18 protein-coding genes, 2 pseudogenes and 1 CRISPR repeat array are annotated in these 15,193 nt (G+C 45.1%); of the genes and pseudogenes, 3 read left to right on the forward strand and 17 right to left on the reverse strand.

The genetic code is table 11. The features are described from left to right. Positions 1 to 83 precede the first annotated feature (83 nt). Positions 84 to 215 carry a hypothetical protein gene (locus JCM14467_RS19325; RefSeq protein ID WP_256359195.1) on the reverse strand — a complete coding sequence of 44 codons (132 nt, stop codon included), beginning with the start codon at positions 213 to 215 and terminating at the stop codon, positions 84 to 86. Between the two features lies 1 nt (position 216). Here JCM14467_RS19325 and JCM14467_RS03295 point away from each other — a divergent pair, with 1 nt between their 5' ends. The 3 genes from JCM14467_RS03295 (at position 217) to JCM14467_RS03305 (ending at position 3,488) form a co-directional block, all read left to right on the forward strand. Further along, positions 217 to 423: a hypothetical protein gene (locus JCM14467_RS03295; protein WP_054849137.1), complete on the forward strand. Its 207-nt coding sequence runs from the start codon at positions 217 to 219 to the stop codon at positions 421 to 423. Positions 424 to 581: 158 nt separating this feature from the next. After that, a CRISPR array of direct repeats spans positions 582 to 995; the repeat unit is 25 nt; unit sequence CTTTCAATATTCTATTGAAATCTTC. 522 nt (positions 996 to 1,517) lie between these two features. Continuing rightward, positions 1,518 to 1,919, forward strand: a complete 402-nt coding sequence (locus tag JCM14467_RS03300; protein WP_054849138.1) for a hypothetical protein — start codon at positions 1,518 to 1,520, stop codon at positions 1,917 to 1,919. Positions 1,920 to 2,024: 105 nt separating this feature from the next. After that, positions 2,025 to 3,488, forward strand: coding sequence for a DUF402 domain-containing protein (locus JCM14467_RS03305; protein WP_252900567.1), 1,464 nt, complete (start codon positions 2,025 to 2,027; stop codon positions 3,486 to 3,488). Between the two features lies 1 nt (position 3,489). Here JCM14467_RS03305 and JCM14467_RS03310 read toward each other — a convergent pair whose 3' ends face one another. The 16 genes and pseudogenes from JCM14467_RS03310 to JCM14467_RS03375 all read right to left on the reverse strand — a co-directional run bounded on the left by JCM14467_RS03310 (position 3,490) and on the right by JCM14467_RS03375 (position 15,094). Continuing rightward, positions 3,490 to 4,170: a translation initiation factor IF-6 gene (locus tag JCM14467_RS03310; protein WP_054849139.1), complete on the reverse strand. Its 681-nt coding sequence runs from the start codon at positions 4,168 to 4,170 to the stop codon at positions 3,490 to 3,492. A gap of 44 nt (positions 4,171 to 4,214) precedes the next feature. Continuing rightward, entirely contained in the window at positions 4,215 to 5,258 is a 1,044-nt protein-coding gene (locus JCM14467_RS03315) for an energy-coupling factor transporter transmembrane component T family protein (RefSeq protein WP_054849140.1), read from the reverse strand. Beyond that, positions 5,248 to 5,904: an energy-coupling factor ABC transporter ATP-binding protein gene (locus JCM14467_RS15370; RefSeq protein ID WP_252900568.1), complete on the reverse strand. Its 657-nt coding sequence runs from the start codon at positions 5,902 to 5,904 to the stop codon at positions 5,248 to 5,250. Before JCM14467_RS15370 ends, JCM14467_RS03315 begins: the two co-directional genes overlap by 11 nt. After that, positions 5,904 to 6,905 (reverse strand): energy-coupling factor ABC transporter ATP-binding protein, encoded by a 1,002-nt coding sequence (locus tag JCM14467_RS15375; RefSeq protein WP_252900569.1) that lies wholly within the window; start codon positions 6,903 to 6,905, stop codon positions 5,904 to 5,906. Before JCM14467_RS15375 ends, JCM14467_RS15370 begins: the two co-directional genes overlap by 1 nt. Before the next feature lie 8 nt (positions 6,906 to 6,913). Continuing rightward, the gene (locus tag JCM14467_RS03325) at positions 6,914 to 7,687 is read right to left on the reverse strand and encodes a hypothetical protein (protein WP_054849202.1); all 774 of its coding nucleotides are present in this window, start codon (positions 7,685 to 7,687) and stop codon (positions 6,914 to 6,916) included. Positions 7,688 to 7,816: 129 nt separating this feature from the next. Further along, on the reverse strand, positions 7,817 to 8,185 hold the full coding sequence (locus JCM14467_RS03330; protein WP_054849141.1) for a hypothetical protein: 369 nt from the start codon (positions 8,183 to 8,185) through the stop codon (positions 7,817 to 7,819). Beyond that, positions 8,167 to 8,478 (reverse strand): radical SAM protein, encoded by a 312-nt coding sequence (locus tag JCM14467_RS03335; RefSeq protein ID WP_054849142.1) that lies wholly within the window; start codon positions 8,476 to 8,478, stop codon positions 8,167 to 8,169. The genes JCM14467_RS03330 and JCM14467_RS03335 overlap by 19 nt, the downstream gene beginning before the upstream one ends. Continuing rightward, complete coding sequence (locus JCM14467_RS03340) at positions 8,441 to 9,373, reverse strand: hypothetical protein (protein WP_054849143.1); 933 nt, start codon at positions 9,371 to 9,373, stop codon at positions 8,441 to 8,443. Before JCM14467_RS03340 ends, JCM14467_RS03335 begins: the two co-directional genes overlap by 38 nt. A 5-nt stretch (positions 9,374 to 9,378) precedes the next feature. After that, the gene (locus tag JCM14467_RS03345; RefSeq protein WP_252900570.1) at positions 9,379 to 9,966 is read right to left on the reverse strand and encodes a hypothetical protein; all 588 of its coding nucleotides are present in this window, start codon (positions 9,964 to 9,966) and stop codon (positions 9,379 to 9,381) included. A gap of 149 nt (positions 9,967 to 10,115) precedes the next feature. Further along, on the reverse strand, positions 10,116 to 10,934 hold the full coding sequence (locus tag JCM14467_RS03350; protein WP_054849145.1) for a pseudouridine synthase: 819 nt from the start codon (positions 10,932 to 10,934) through the stop codon (positions 10,116 to 10,118). A gap of 52 nt (positions 10,935 to 10,986) precedes the next feature. Next, complete coding sequence (locus tag JCM14467_RS03355) at positions 10,987 to 11,229, reverse strand: sulfurtransferase TusA family protein (protein ID WP_054849146.1); 243 nt, start codon at positions 11,227 to 11,229, stop codon at positions 10,987 to 10,989. Between the two features lie 219 nt (positions 11,230 to 11,448). After that, positions 11,449 to 11,715: an acylphosphatase gene (locus JCM14467_RS15380; protein ID WP_252900571.1), complete on the reverse strand. Its 267-nt coding sequence runs from the start codon at positions 11,713 to 11,715 to the stop codon at positions 11,449 to 11,451. Then, a pseudogene (locus JCM14467_RS20355) lies at positions 11,700 to 13,084 on the reverse strand (SelD-related putative sulfur metabolism protein). Before JCM14467_RS20355 ends, JCM14467_RS15380 begins: the two are co-directional and overlap by 16 nt. Continuing rightward, entirely contained in the window at positions 13,081 to 13,368 is a 288-nt protein-coding gene (locus JCM14467_RS03365; RefSeq protein ID WP_252900574.1) for a sulfurtransferase TusA family protein, read from the reverse strand. The pseudogene JCM14467_RS20355 and the gene JCM14467_RS03365 overlap by 4 nt, the downstream one beginning before the upstream one ends. Positions 13,369 to 13,443: 75 nt before the next feature. Then, entirely contained in the window at positions 13,444 to 13,878 is a 435-nt protein-coding gene (locus JCM14467_RS03370) for a hypothetical protein (protein WP_054849147.1), read from the reverse strand. Positions 13,879 to 14,254: 376 nt separating this feature from the next. Next, positions 14,255 to 15,094, reverse strand: a pseudogene (locus JCM14467_RS03375) (aldo/keto reductase). Positions 15,095 to 15,193: the final 99 nt, after the last annotated feature.

Below are 15,193 nucleotides of genomic sequence, written 5' to 3' on the forward strand. Positions count from 1 at the left end.
GGCCCTGAACCTAGATCCAAGTGATGTGGGCGGCAGGGGTTTAACTGCCCAAGTACTCGGTCGAGGTTAACGTCAATGCTCATTTACTTAGTCGCAACCATAACCTTCCTATCCACGTGGTTAAACAACACATAGAATCTCCCAGGCCTGACCACATTCATAGACCTACTAATCCTATCACTCATCTCCCTAAAACCACCCAAGATACCGACCACTGTGGAGCGTAGGTGGAACATGGTGATCGGCATATACATGGCACTCTTCTTCCTAGTCTACATACCAACAGCCATAGCACTCACCTACCTAGTCTTCAGGCAACAATTACTAATCGACGCCATACTCATGACAGCCACCCCACTCGCGCTATCCATAGCGTTCTTCGCCATGATAATAACACAGTACATTAGGTATGGAACCGGCTAAAACCATGAGCAACCAAGATAACCCACCCACCAAGCCACCAGAACCAAAACAAACCCATAAGCACAACAAAACCAACAAAATCACCCCCAACATTCAATCAAAATCCTCAATATCAATGACTTAATTGATTACATAGAGAGCCCGATCATTTACTACAACTTTCAATATTCTATTGAAATCTTCGATTGTTTATTTTGACTTTTACGTATGCGTTGTTAGGTGTTCTTTCAATATTCTATTGAAATCTTCCAGTGTTACAGTATTCTACACTGTAATTCCAAATATCATACCCTTTCAATATTCTATTGAAATCTTCCCATGACAACAGAGGTTAAGGCGTGGGCTGGGGAATGGAGTCTTTCAATATTCTATTGAAATCTTCTTCCAGGGCTCATGCAGTATGAGCCTGGCATTTCCTCAACTTTCAATATTCTATTGAAATCTTCACTTGAGTATGTCCAGGAAGTATCGTATTTGCGATGAACTTTCAATATTCTATTGAAATCTTCATTCAACCGCATTCGGCAGTCTATCTACTAGGCAGTCTCTTTCAATATTCTATTGAAATCTTCTGGTGCGTTGGTTTATTTGCCCCTTTATAAGTCTTTCTCTTTCGTATTTAGACTCCATTAGAACATCTTTCTACTCCTAATCTTCACGAGCCGTGTTTGTTCCCACGGTCTACATTAGGGATTGAATAGTTGTTCCAACGGTATTTCAACCCCACAATACCGTACTTGTTCTAATGATGCTTTATCCATTGTAAAATGGAGGGTGTGCATGGTACCATGCACACTACACGGCTATCGACACATTCAATTTCACAAAGGAAATGCTTAAAAATAAGTGCACGATTTCGTGCACGCTTATCGTTTTACAATGGATAAAGCATCATTGGTGTGGGCACTGTTGTGTGGGTTGAACCTACTCGTTAAGGCAATAATTCTATTCTAAATAAACACCATTAGAGCGAGCATAAGCCATAAATAAGTAATGGGAGCGTTTATTCAATAGAGGAAGTGAGTACTTAAACCCTAATGGAGTCGTGACTCAGAAGTTTTTTTTAAGGGGAAGTTTATGGTAATGAAAATTGTATGGGTGGGCAGGGGTTTGACTGCCCTAGTGCTCGATCAAGGTTGAAGCTAATGCTTGCGTACTTAGCCTTGGCTCTGATCTCCCTGTTCACGTGGCTACATGACACGTCGAACCTAGCAAGCCTGTTTGGTTTCGTGGCCCTATTGATTCTATCGCTAATTTACCTTAGACCGCCTAGGATACCAGTTAGTATGGAACGTAAATGGGATGTGGCGATTGGCGTTTATGTGGCGGTATTCTTAGTAGCCTATTTGCCGACGTCTATTGCGCTTATTTATTTAGTTTTTAGGCAGCAATTGCTTATTGATGCCATAATCATGACAGCGGCCCCATTAGCGTTCTTTATAATATTCCTTATCATGATAGTATTAACGTACATTAAGTATGGTGCTTGCCATTAGGGCTTAATGGTCAGCTTCTTAACGTGGGCTTAAGGCGCTCATTAATAGGGCAGGAATTAATTTTTATGGCTTATTAATATCTAATATTCTAATAAGCTGTGATGAATGATGAGCGCATCCAGCCGTAACTATAGGGTGAGGATCAGGGGTAAGTATGCCACGGCGATTAGTAAGTTGGTCCTCGACCTTGGCTACACCATCGTCCAAGCGTCGGATGTGATAGTTAGTAGGTTTAATATTGATGTTAATAATTCGGCACCTGACGTGACGATTAAGGATTCGGAGAGGGTTCCGGGCGCGCTCACGGTCATGGGTAGGTGTGGTGCCGTTAATGGCTTTGTCAGTGAGTTGCTTAGGGTTGTTGAGGGTGAGGCCTTGGTTTGGAGGTCCGTGGTTCCGCTTCATAGGGTTGTTATGGGTGTTGTTGGTATTGAGGGCGATAACTACTTCGTTGATATTGGTAATGGGGTTAGGGCCGTGCTTAGGGCTGTGGGTAGTGCCTATGCCTATGGTGATGTTATCCCAGTCACCATAAGTAGGACTAGGGTTTACCCAAGCGATGAGTTAGTCGCCACGCCTGGTGTTAGGGTTGACACGGACTATGTCTCGTTAATCCCCGGCAGCGGGGCTGTGCTCTTCAGTAGGCATATTAGGGATTATGAGGCTCGGCAGACCCTGCTCAGGGTTGGTCTTAGGTACGTTGGTAAGGTGAGTGGCTATAGTATTAAGTGGAGGAGTAGTGCCCAGTTCCTTAGTGAGGATGAGGCTGTTAGGGAGGTTGAGAGGGCGTTGGGCATGCTTAATGACGTTGTTGCTGCGAGTAGGGTATCGGCACCATACACGGTTCTTCAGGATGGCGAGTGCATAACTGAGGTCATGCTCGATGGCAGAGCTAAGCTGCTTCTTGATAATGTTAGGAATAATGTCATGCCGACAATAATGGGCCACCACGCCTACAAGACACTGAAGAGGAGCACGGCCCTGCTCGACCTTGTCGAGGCGCTCCTTGAGCATTGCGGTGATAGGGCTGGTTTTAGTGATGAGTTCATGAGGCAGTTGATGGGTAGGAGGTATAGGGTTGGGATTATCCACATTAAGCCTGATGGTAGGGTGGTCAGGCTGGGCAATGCTGAGGTCCTTAAGCTCGAGCCCAGCGACATTGTCTTAATGCGTAGGTTGAGGGGTGGTGGCTACCTGGACGGGCTTGGCCTGCCCAAGGAGGAGGGTGACTTAGCGATTACCTGCACATCAATTGGTAGTGAGTACCTGACCCACGTCTATGTTGACAGCGCCTGGAGACCCAAGGGCATCTACGTGAATGTTAACACGCCCGTTGAGTTCACGGGCGCCAACATACTGTACATCGACCTTGCCGTTGATGTGATTAAGAGGTGGGACTCGGGTGAGGCTAGGGTTGTTGATTATGATGAGTACGTGACCTACGTGAACATGGGCGTTATACCAGATAGGCTTAGGGACAGGGTTGAGAAGTTAATAAGTGATTTATTGAATAATGCCCATAGGCTTGGTGAGGAGTGCCTAAGCAGGGCTGAGGGTCTGGCCAGGTAAGTTATACGCCACCGAGTACCTGCATTATCCTGACGATTTCGAAACCCGTGGTGTCACTACCCACTAGGCCGCCGTTATCATTGACCACAAGCCCACCCCTGAGGAAGCTCCTACCCCTATTAACCGTACCGACGTTAACAGGGAGTCCGAAGTAATCCCTGACCTTCCTCACGTCCTCATCCTTAGCCTCTGGGCTGAGTAGGACGCCCCTGTCGTTGGCTACAGCTATTGAACCAACTAGGTATGTTCCGCACACCTCATCAACAATGACCTCTGTACCCAGGGCATCCCTTATCAACCCTATGTACTCCTTCTCAATTATTGGTGACACAATGGTCCTCCTATTATTTGTAAGTACTAGGTTGGCGATTGCTGTGTACCTCGTACGTATTACCGACACGTTTAGGCCATTTCTTTTTAACTCATTCACCTCATCCTCAGTAACAATACTGGGCACCAATACCCCATTATCATTACCAACCATGAAAATACCTATCAGCGGTGACTTCGCTAGCGATGCCTTAACAACATTGGTACCAAGCGTATCCCTTATTGAGTTAACGACCTTGTCTGGAACGTCCATAGGCACTATCGTCAGCGTATTATTCGTAAATATGTAAACCCCTATTGTTGACGTCCCATAAATGCTCAATGGCGCCACCTCGAACCTACGCTTACTCATTCCTACCGACTCTTCAAAGCATCTAAGCAACTATTTAATAATTATTATGGATTATACGGTACAGCACCCATCCCTGGAAGCCCAGATATGTAGATGCCGGCGATTAGCAATACGATTAGTAGGGCGATGGCTATGTAGTCAATCCTACCCAACCTAATATCCCTATAATACGTCCTCCTCCTGTAAGCCCTGAACGCCCTTATATCAGCCGCGATGGCTATCTGCCTAGCATCCCTAAGCGTCAATATGACAATGCTCACCAGGGCCATGACAATGACCCTAATAATGAATAGGGACTCGGCGATGAGCCTTATCGGATTCCTACTCCTAGGTCTAAATTCAACTCCCCTAGCCCTCAACGAGTTAAGGACAACCATGGAGTTCTCAAGAACCTTAGGCACTGAGCTAACGGCCAATAACAATGTGAAGCCAAGCTCAATGGGTAACCCACTCTTCTCGAGGGACCTGAGTATGTCTGAGGGTGGTGTGCTGAAGATGAGGAGTAGGCCCGAGGCTATTGCTGCGACGGCCCTAAAGGTTATTTGTAAGCCGTAAATGATGCCCTCCCATGTCAAACCAACTGGGTTGCTGACGTAGCCGAGGTATGGTACGTAGAATGTGCCGGATCCCTGGGTTATTCCTAAAACTGCGAGTGACTGCGGGAATACGTATAGGAATGTTACGTGGTGGAATATAACCTGTAGGTAGGAGTACGGCGCGAATATGGACTCGGTCCACGCGGTGCCTATGAATGAGGCTAGTATAAGCGGTAGTGCAACCCTGAGCTTCTCCTTAATATTACTTAATAATGCGTATAGTGCCATTACTGCCACGAACATTATTGCCGATATCCACCAAATAGTTATTGCAGCTACGGTGGTTACAATGATTGAGAGCAGTATCTTGGTCCTGGGATCCATCCTATATATTATTGACTTACCCTCAATGAATCTAAATAGTGACATGTAGCCCTGGAATCCGATGAGCTTGAATATTAGGTAGACAACTAGTACCGGTCCGTAAAACAGTATCACTAGCGTTATTACCCAGTTAATGGCTGGGTTATACAGTATTTGGCTAAGCAGCATTCACCCTCACCCTCCTAATACTCGCCGTTGGCCTACCAATACTCCTCGTAACCTCAAAGACCTGAGGCGGTGATATGCCCCACTCAGGGTGTTTATGCGACTCCTCAAAGACCTCCTCAGGAATTCCACTGAATGCCACAGTACCGTCATACATAACAAAGGCTTTATCACTGTACTCCCCAACCTGTCTCATATTATGGGTAACCATGATGAGCGTCATACCCTTCTCTTCCTTAATGGTTAGTATTAGGTCCATTAAAGCCGTACTCATCTCATTATCAAGACCCCTCGTTGGCTCATCCAGGATTAATATCCTGGGTTCAGCCACGAGTATTGCAGCAACACTGACGAGTCTCCTTTGACCTACGGAAAGCTTATGCGGACTTTGACTCAGTAGGTCGCTGATCCCCAGGTAATTAACTATCCTCCTAATCCTATCCTCAGCCTCCCTACCATGAACGCTGGCTAACTTCAGTGTAAATTCTAACTCGCCCCTTACCGTACTTGAGAAGAGCATTTGATCAGGGTCTTGGAACACATAACCAATTAGCTTAACCCTATCCTTACCAGAAAGCTTTGTAGAGTCATGATTAAATATCTGAATACTGCCATTACTTGGTCTATAAATACCCGCGAGTAGGTACATTAATGTCGACTTACCACTTCCATTAGGCCTATTACACTGACGACATCGCCATCATGGATTACTAAGTTAACGCCCTTCAGAACCTCCCGCATACTCCCTGGATAGGTAAACCTAACATTGCTTACTGAAACCGCTATCTCACCATCATCCTCTCTACGCCTTTCAATAACATCCAACTTACTGGCTACACCTATTTCAAGGAATTCCTCAACAGATATTGGGTAATAATCGGCATTTTTATTAATCATCCTGTACAATGTGGTCACCTGGGGCTCCTCAACACCCAGCTTCGTCAGGTCTTTGTCCACGGCTCTGTGCGGTTCATCATCTATGTATATCGCCCCATCCTTAAGGCCAATGACCCTATCGACCATTCCAATGACCCTCTCAACCCTATGCTCACTCATTATGACCGTTAACCCCTCATCATTCAACTTCTTAACAAGGTTAAAAATCTGCTCGGCACCTATTGAATCAAGCATCGACGTTGGTTCATCCAGAATTAAAATCCTAGGCTTAACTGCTAGGACTCCCGCAATAACGAGCCTCTGCTTCTCACCACCACTCAGGAGAAATGTTGGGTGCTTCATCTTATGAAGCAAATTAACTAATTTAAGGGACTCAACAACCCTCCTCCTCATCTCCTCAGGCTCCACAGCCCTGTTTTCAAGCCCAAAGGCAACGTCATCGTCAACGATTAAAGAGAATATTTGGCTCTCAGGTATTTGGTAAACCGTGCTAACGATCATTGCCATTTCATGGACCGGGGTCTTCCTAGGGTCGTGACCGGCAACATCGATTGAACCCCTAACGGTTGCACTTACTATGTTTGGTATAACACCATTAATTACATTAAGCAGTGTGGACTTACCAGAACCTGTCCTGCCCACCAACAGTACGAACTCACCTTCCTCAATCTCAAGCGATAAACCCCTAAGAACAGGCCTATCAGAACCGAAGTAACGAACATAGAGGTTATTAATTTTAATGATCTTAGCCATACACCTCCCTAAGTCAATACCCTCTTAATGTAGTATATAAATGGCGCCACCACAAGACCAAGCACAGCGCCAGCACCAATACTTGCTATACTCGTTATTGCCCATAAACTTGGGGTGAATGATATCCCTAAAACAAATGGTCCCCAAAAGCCCCTCCACCAGAATGGGTATGCCATGGATATCGTGATACCACCAAGTAATGCATCAACGATGAATAGTGCCTTGGCTGATTTCAACTCCTCCTCCAACTCCTCACTAGCCACCGACTCACCACTAGGCTCCTTAGAACTAGCCACGCCCTTAAAGACTCCCCTAAATGGCAACATATAATACTTACCCCTATAGATCAGCCACAAATCAATTATGGCAGCGTATGAGGTAACCTCGTAAATAAACCAGAAGGGCTCACCACCAAAGCCATAATGAATAATGTCAGAGAGAAGCGTGTATATGAACACGGTTAACCCGGCGGACCCCGGTTTACCGACTAGGGCGGCGGCTAGCATCACAAGGAATGTCTCGCCAATTATTGGGTAATAGAAGTAAGTAGTGACAGTACCTACCTTAGGTATTAATGGTGATATAAAGAAGTTATAGACGATGAGCAATGCGGCTATTAGGGCTATGTACACGAAATCAATGGTTTTGAAGTTGCCGAAGGGTCTACCCTCCTTAGGTCTCCATGCCCATGCAAGCAGGGCGAAGTAAAGTACTGACCATATTAATATGACGTACCAGGGTATTATGGTGTTCAGATTGAAGTGCACCCCATTCCAGACCATATATTCACCGAAAAGCACTAATGACCTCATTTAAAAAGATTTACATAAATAATGTAATTATATTATCTAAAAAAAATTATATACCATAAGTATTACTTGAAAATTATCAAATACATTTTCATCTTACATTTATTTTCCAGGCATTTGAGGAAAACTGATATGAACCTCATCAACGTATTTCATCAGTAACGATTTAAGATTCTCCTCCTCAGCGCCTGGAATTTTTATGTGGCTCCAGGGCAGTTCAGCGTTAAGTGGTTTCCATGAATACACGTACTTATTGAGCAGGTCCCCGTACTTCCTAAGCAGTCTCCTCCAGGAGCCCCTGTCAAGGCTTGTCAGTGAGGCTTCGAATACTAAATTACTAACGTCACGATCACCAAGCGAGAGCAGTGCTTGAACCTTGGCGTCAAGTATATTATATGTCGAGAATTCGGTGTAAGCGTGTAATTCCCTTAAGGCCTTAATCCTTTCATTAACTACGTCCTCATCAGCCATTGGTAGCCATTGCAATGCGTGTGCGGTTTAGGTATCCAGGGATTAACCGAGAGTGAGTACCGAACGCCAAGTCTTTTAAGTCTCTGTAGCAGGTTAATTATTGACTCAATGTCCTCATCCGTCTCCCCTGGCAACCCAACCATGAAGTAAAGCTTTAAGTGATCGATGCCGGCCTCCACTGCATCCATGGCTACCCTCACAATGTCATCATCAGTGAACCCCTTACCCAGGGCCTTCCTCAGTCTCTCGCTTGACTCAGGGGCTATCGTGAGGACTTTGGCCTCCCTTTGCAATTAACTTAATGATATCCTTATTCAACGTATCAACGCGTAGTGAGGGAACAGACACGCCAAGCCCTAACTCATTCACTAGGAAGCCCATTAACTCCCTAAAACCTGGGTGATCAGTTACGGAAAGCCCTATTAGGGATACCCCATTAATCAACTTCTCATCCCTACTTAAATCCTTAATTATCAATTCCTTAATAGAATTAATGTCGGTAAACCTGACGGGCCTTCCGATAAAACCTTCCATACAGAATAGGCAACCCCTTGGACAACCCCTCATGACCTCCAGGACTGCTGGATAATTAAATACGGACCCAGCGCTGCTCGTGCTTAATTCGATTGCCGTGTCATAGATCAACCTAATGGAGTATGACAAATCCTTCACAAACGCCTTGATTACGGTATGCTTACCAAGTGATGGCACGTAAAAACCTGTTATGTCTACGTACTTCTCAACGTCCTTGCCATACTCTAGGTAGTGATTAATGAGCTCGGGTATTAGTACCTCCGCATCACCAATGAGGATTATGTCCGCGAATGGCGCCATAGGCTCTGGATTAGCCATCAGTGTTGGCCCTCCCATGACGATTAACGGGTCCTCAGAAGTCCTTTGCACACTGAATGGGTTTATGCCGCTTATCTCCAGCATCTTCAGTATTCGTGGGTAATCAAGCTCGTAGTGCACCGAGAATAGTACTATGTCGAAGTCCCTTAGCGATTTCGTAACTGACCTGCCATCATCACTCATGAAAACGAACTCGGAGTACACGCTTGGATGCTCGTTCAGTAACTTCCTGATTATGTGTATTGACAGTGATTGTAGGGCTACCCTGGCATTTGATGGATAAGCAATGGCTACCTTAATCATCCCCTTCCTGTATGACTTACGGTAAGCGCTCATCGGTATTACGAGACTCCCTGGTATGGCTGTGACGGACTTATCCTAACCCTGAGGATAACCAGCGGTTGATTTGATTCCTTTATCTCCATTATCTTCCTAAGCAGTCTCAGCCTTACGCTCGTGATGTTCGTCGACAAGAGCCTTAATGCGCCGTCCTTACCATACTCATTAATGAGGTCGTTAAGTGTTGTCTTTAGTATGAAGTCTGAGACTACGTCAAGGCTGCATATCTCATTCTGCCTTATCAACTCGACAATGATCTCCCTACGTAACTTATCAACTAAGTCCTTGGGAAGACTCTTGAGGAGCTCATTCACATTACCCTGAATATCGGCATTGCTATCCGTGTTTGCCTGCTCATTCTCGGTGAAGACGAGCTTGACCCTCTGTCTCCACTTAACAACCCACCAATTAAACCACTCATCGACAATCCTAACCACCTGCTCATCATTTCTTAAAATCCTCCTGCATAATTCGTATGATGCATCCTCATTGCTTAAATTGAGTAATCCAAACTTATGCAATAAGTAATATCTTAAATCCTGATAGGCGTAGCTGTCAGGAAGTCCTGCTCGTTGGGCTCCAAGTCCCAAGGCAGGGAGCTTATCCGTTGCTGAATCATGGATACTAGCTTACGTTCACCAAGGCCCTCCCTGCAGCTATGTCTATGTCGAAATACGCCACAAAACTCCCGTGTGTATACTATTTTATTTATTATTTAAACATTTGGTCCATGCTATGTTTAAATACGACTAAATAATTTATTTATATCCATAAAATCATGAAGAATTTTTGAAAGGACAAAGGAACCAGGTAATGAACTATACCACTTATTCACTAGGTAATTAATTACGTAGGAAATGTCATCACCACTCAAGACCCAGTTTGGTTCCCTATCGCCATAACTCACACCCAATAGTAATAAGCCATAAGGCGGTGCAGGCGGTATTGGTCTTTTAACCCTCAACTCTATTAAATCCCTCAACTCATTCACAGTCAATACGCCTGAACCAACCATCCTAATGGCATTAACAATCTTCCTAATCATCTTATTCTTAAACCCACGACCATTGATCGTAAATACCAGGTAATCACCAAGCCTCTCAACGTTAATGCCATTTATCAACACGGTGGTCGGGACGCCCCTCTCCCTAACCTGGAAGTTAGCAAGGTCATGAACGCCGATAAACATTTTCGCCGCATCCCTCATTAAATCAACATCCTCGTATAACCAAGGCATGACGTAGAGGTACGTCCTAGACACTGCCGCCCTCGCGCGAAAATCATTACTCACCTCAGCCCAGGCCCATACCCTGATTCCATTCGGCAATTCTGAATTGATCATGCCAGGCACTAGCCTAAGCTCGCCATCATACTTCACGGAAATCACATTACCAATGGCACTAACCCCAGGATCCGTCCTCGACGCCTTACTCAATTTGAAGTCACTTATAAAGTGCTTAATGGCCCTCCTAAGGTAGTACTCAACAGAGTTGGTATTACCCGTAAAACCACTAAATAATGTTCCATCGTAAAATACCTTAAACGCTATCGTTACCATTAAATTACGCTTACCATAAAGTGATTAAAAGGCAATACTCATTACGACTTAATTATGACTTATCATGGGACTTAACAATGACTATCCTGTAATTACCATCATCAAGTTGCACAGCCTCCTTAATCTCTACGTTTAATATCTTTAGTATCCTCTGTATCATCATGAAGCATACGAAGTCGTCCGTTATCACCGTAAGTACCGAACCACTCTCAGCCCTGTCAACGGCATTGGCAACTATGGTCACGGGCGTTGGGCATTGAAGACCCCTAACATCGATCACATTACCACTACCCATAGCACCCACACCCAGTTAATGAAATTGTATAAATATGCTCATAGCGTGTGCCGATTATTAATTGGATAGATGGGTTTATAAGATGGTATTCACGTAAGGGGCTCGTACTTAGTCACCTTATTTCAAAATCCTCAAATTCCCCACGGTACTGCTTAACCACGTAAATTACAGTCTCAACAGAGCCAACTGGGCTTGACCTAACCCACTCAATGAATGCCATCACATCCTCCTACAGCCCTCAACAACAACCTCCACAGAACCATCAGACAAGTTCCTGGCATAGCCAGTCAAACCGAGGGATAGGGCTTGCCTACGTAGTGTTGGTCTAAAGCCCACGCCCTGAACATTACCAAAGACCTTAGCCTCAACCCTAACCCTCTCACAACTAACCTGTTGTCTCCTTAAGCCCCTTAGCACGTCAATGTTCATTGTCAATTTCATTAGCAAGGATTTATTCGTGATATACCTAGTTACGTAGTCAGGCACGAATAACCTACCGTCCCCCTACCCATGACCTCACCAATGACCATCGGTTGAACACCCTCAATACCCCTCAAATCATTAATTATTGAGTCAACGACATCCTTACCCGCCACAATCGCTATTGCACCATTTGTGCCCGCGGTGGCGTCAGTGATTATATAATGCTCAGCCGCAAACCTAGCAACCTCTGGCGATAATAATGGTATGCTATGCAGTGCAATGTCGACGTTAGCCTGTTCCGCAAGCTCCTTAAACACGAATATACCTGGCCCAGATATGTCTATCGTAGCCGCTATATGCTCATCCTCCCTAAAGGACTCGTCAAGCTCCGGCAGGTACTTATTTATCACCCTGGCTATCTCGATGTTCGGTCTCGAGAGGGTGTCCATTATTTCTATTTTCAGTTTCTCAAGATCATCAATGCTCATTACATTGTGTTCAAACTCCTCCATTATCGATTCATCAACATGCGCTGTCAAGTACGTTGAGATTACGGAGAGTTCTCCAAAGGGCCTTGTGACCAATATCTTGAAGCCAGCCCTAATATTATCGTAAAACATTGGTGGCTCCTTATCAAGCAAGCCAACAACTGTTGCACCCATTAATAAGTAATTGACCCTTGGCTGCGGGACATCAGCAATTAGTTTAAAACCCCACCTACCACTGAATTCCCTGAATCTCCTTAACAATTCCTCCTAAGCCCATCAATGGGCGCGTCGTAGACCGGGTATATGGTTACGTCCTTGTAGACCCCCTTAATGAATAGATCATTCAGCGCATTACTCACGGCAGTAGCCACCTGCCTATAACTGCCTGGGTCCTCCGTCGGGTCTATTATTTGTATCGTGTCATTATTAGCCAATAAATACTCATTACCCACCTTCGTACTTATGAAATCAACCAACGCAAACTCCGCCTTCTCCCTAGTCGAAACTATTGAATGCCCCTTACCAATCCTAACCCTAACGCTTGAACTCCCCAACCTCCTATAGAGACTTATTATGGAATTGGCAAATTCTCTCGGTGATGCTGCACGTGATTGATGAACCTGAAGCAATAGTAATGCTACGGATGGGTTGATCCTCTCAAGCTCATCCCTACTCACGCCACTACCATCCACGCCGTATATCCTCCTATTCAGGGAGTAATTACCATCACTCCTTAACACCGCAACATCCTCCCTATGCTGTATCTCAAGGTTTAGCTTACTCATTTCATTACTTATGAGTGAGAGGGCTGGGTATAACGTGTCGTAAAGGTCAACCTTAACCGAACAGCCAATGGCGAGTGACAATAGATTGATGCCAAGGTCCAGGTACTTATCTAACCTCTCCCTAAACCTACCAATCCTATCCTCCCTCACGGTAATCACCGCTTCCTAACCACAATCCTCCAGTAACCACCCTCCTGCCTAACCTCGAGAACCTCATGACCAAGCTTCCTAACCGCCGCCGGAACATTATCACAACTCGCCGGGTTGTCAACCAGTACCTCCATTATTGACCCACTTTTCAACTCCTTAATCACCTTAAGCGTAAATACCTGCGGGTATGGGCAGGCATAGCCCCTGGCATCCAGTAAATACTTATTATCGCCTATCCTCCTTACCATACCATTCTCCGTCCCCATAAATCCCACGGCGATAACCCACGTCATGGCTTAATATAGCTTAGATCAGTGCTCTTTTTGCACAGATAACTATTTATTTAAATTCAAATAAATATAAATGAATCAAAGAGACACGGACTTATCGCACCACTCAAGCAACTCAACGTACTTACCAATCATAACCAACTCATCAACCACATCCAGGAAATCCCCCAAACCAACCTTAATACCAGCCAACTCAAAGGGCTGGGTGCAGACGTAGACCCTGACATTACCGATTTCCTTAGCCTGCCTAATCATTTCATACCACCTGTAAAACCTACCACCCTTAATGGCATCATTATAACCACGAACAACACCGCCAGCCAATTCGCTTAATACCGAATCACTATTGTAACCACCAATCTTATCGGCATAACCCCTAAGGAATGCAAAGGATGCCGACTGGGTTGCGTATATCGCGACTTCATGCCCCATACTGACCGCGCCAAGGGTTATTGTTCCCAGCGTGATTAGGCGATCCAGGGTTGAGCTGGTGATTAGTATCAGTATTCTCATGGCACTTATTACCCTGGTAATTCAAGTTAAAATTGCATAAGGAATGATGCATTTTCTGCATGGGAATAAGGAAAAGTCACTTTAATTATTTTAAACATGCTAACCTCTAATAATGCTCACTCCTTAGCCTGCACCTCCTGCTTATTCTCGCCCTCAGTCTTTGTCTCTTCCTCCTTACCCTTCTTCTTCGTCATGTATGGACTTGGCATGCACATAATTGATCATTGCCATAGAAATGCAGTTATTAATAAATATTTCTATTTAAATTTATTTAAATATATTCAAATGAATTGACAATATCAATTATCCTTAAACTTCGTAATGAAGCCCTCTTAATCAATATATGTAATGCCCAATGGCGTATTTAGCTAAAGGCTTAACCAAACCTAATACTCTCAAGGATCCTAATCTCCTCCTCACTCAACCTCCAACCAGCGGCACCTAGGTTCTCCCTAACGTGGTCAGGGTTTGAAGCCCTCGGTATTGGGAATACATTCTCATGCTTACTAATTATCCAATTAAGCACCACCTGGGCCACAGTCTTAGGCCCATGATTCCTAGCAATAACCTCAAGGGCATCCCTCGGGAACTCCCTAATGAGCCTCCCATGACCGAGTGGGTAGTAGGCTATCACGGCCATACCGTTCTTCTTGGCGTAGGGTATTATGTCGGCCTCAATCCTCCTATCCATTAGGCTGTAGGGCATTTGTATTGATGCGACCTCATACTTCTTAAGGGCGCCCTGTGCCTCAATGACCTGGTTAAGGCTGAAGTTACTAAGGCCGATGAACCTTATCAACCCATTATCGACTAGGTACTCCATGGCCCTCATGGTCTCCGTAATCGGCACCCTCCTATTCGGGAAGTGTATTTGGTATAGGTCTATGTACTTAACACCAAGCCTGGCAAGGCTCCTCTTCGTAGCCTTAATAACAGCCTCATACCTCAAATGGGTCGGCCAAACCTTCGTCGCTATGAACAACTCCTCCCTATCAAAACCCCTAATAGCCTCACCAACCAGAGGCTCAGACCCGTAAATCTCGGCAGTATCAATGAAGTTTATACCGCCTCAAGACCAACCCTCAACGCCCTAAGCCTCCTATCATAGCCAGGCTTATGCTAGTCTCGATAGTATTATCCAGGCTGGGTCGTAGTACGTGCCCATGCCGATTACCGAGACCTTGACCCCGGTCTTGCCGAATGCCCTGTATTCCACGGGTATTGGCGTTGTTGATGCCCTATTAACCTTATTCCTGAATTAAGGGCATATGCAATAATCAGGTACCCCAGGATCGATCACCAGTCACATGGCATG

The sequence above is a fragment of the Vulcanisaeta sp. JCM 14467 genome (assembly GCF_001316245.1).
Lineage (GTDB): Archaea > Thermoproteota > Thermoprotei > Thermoproteales > Thermocladiaceae > Vulcanisaeta.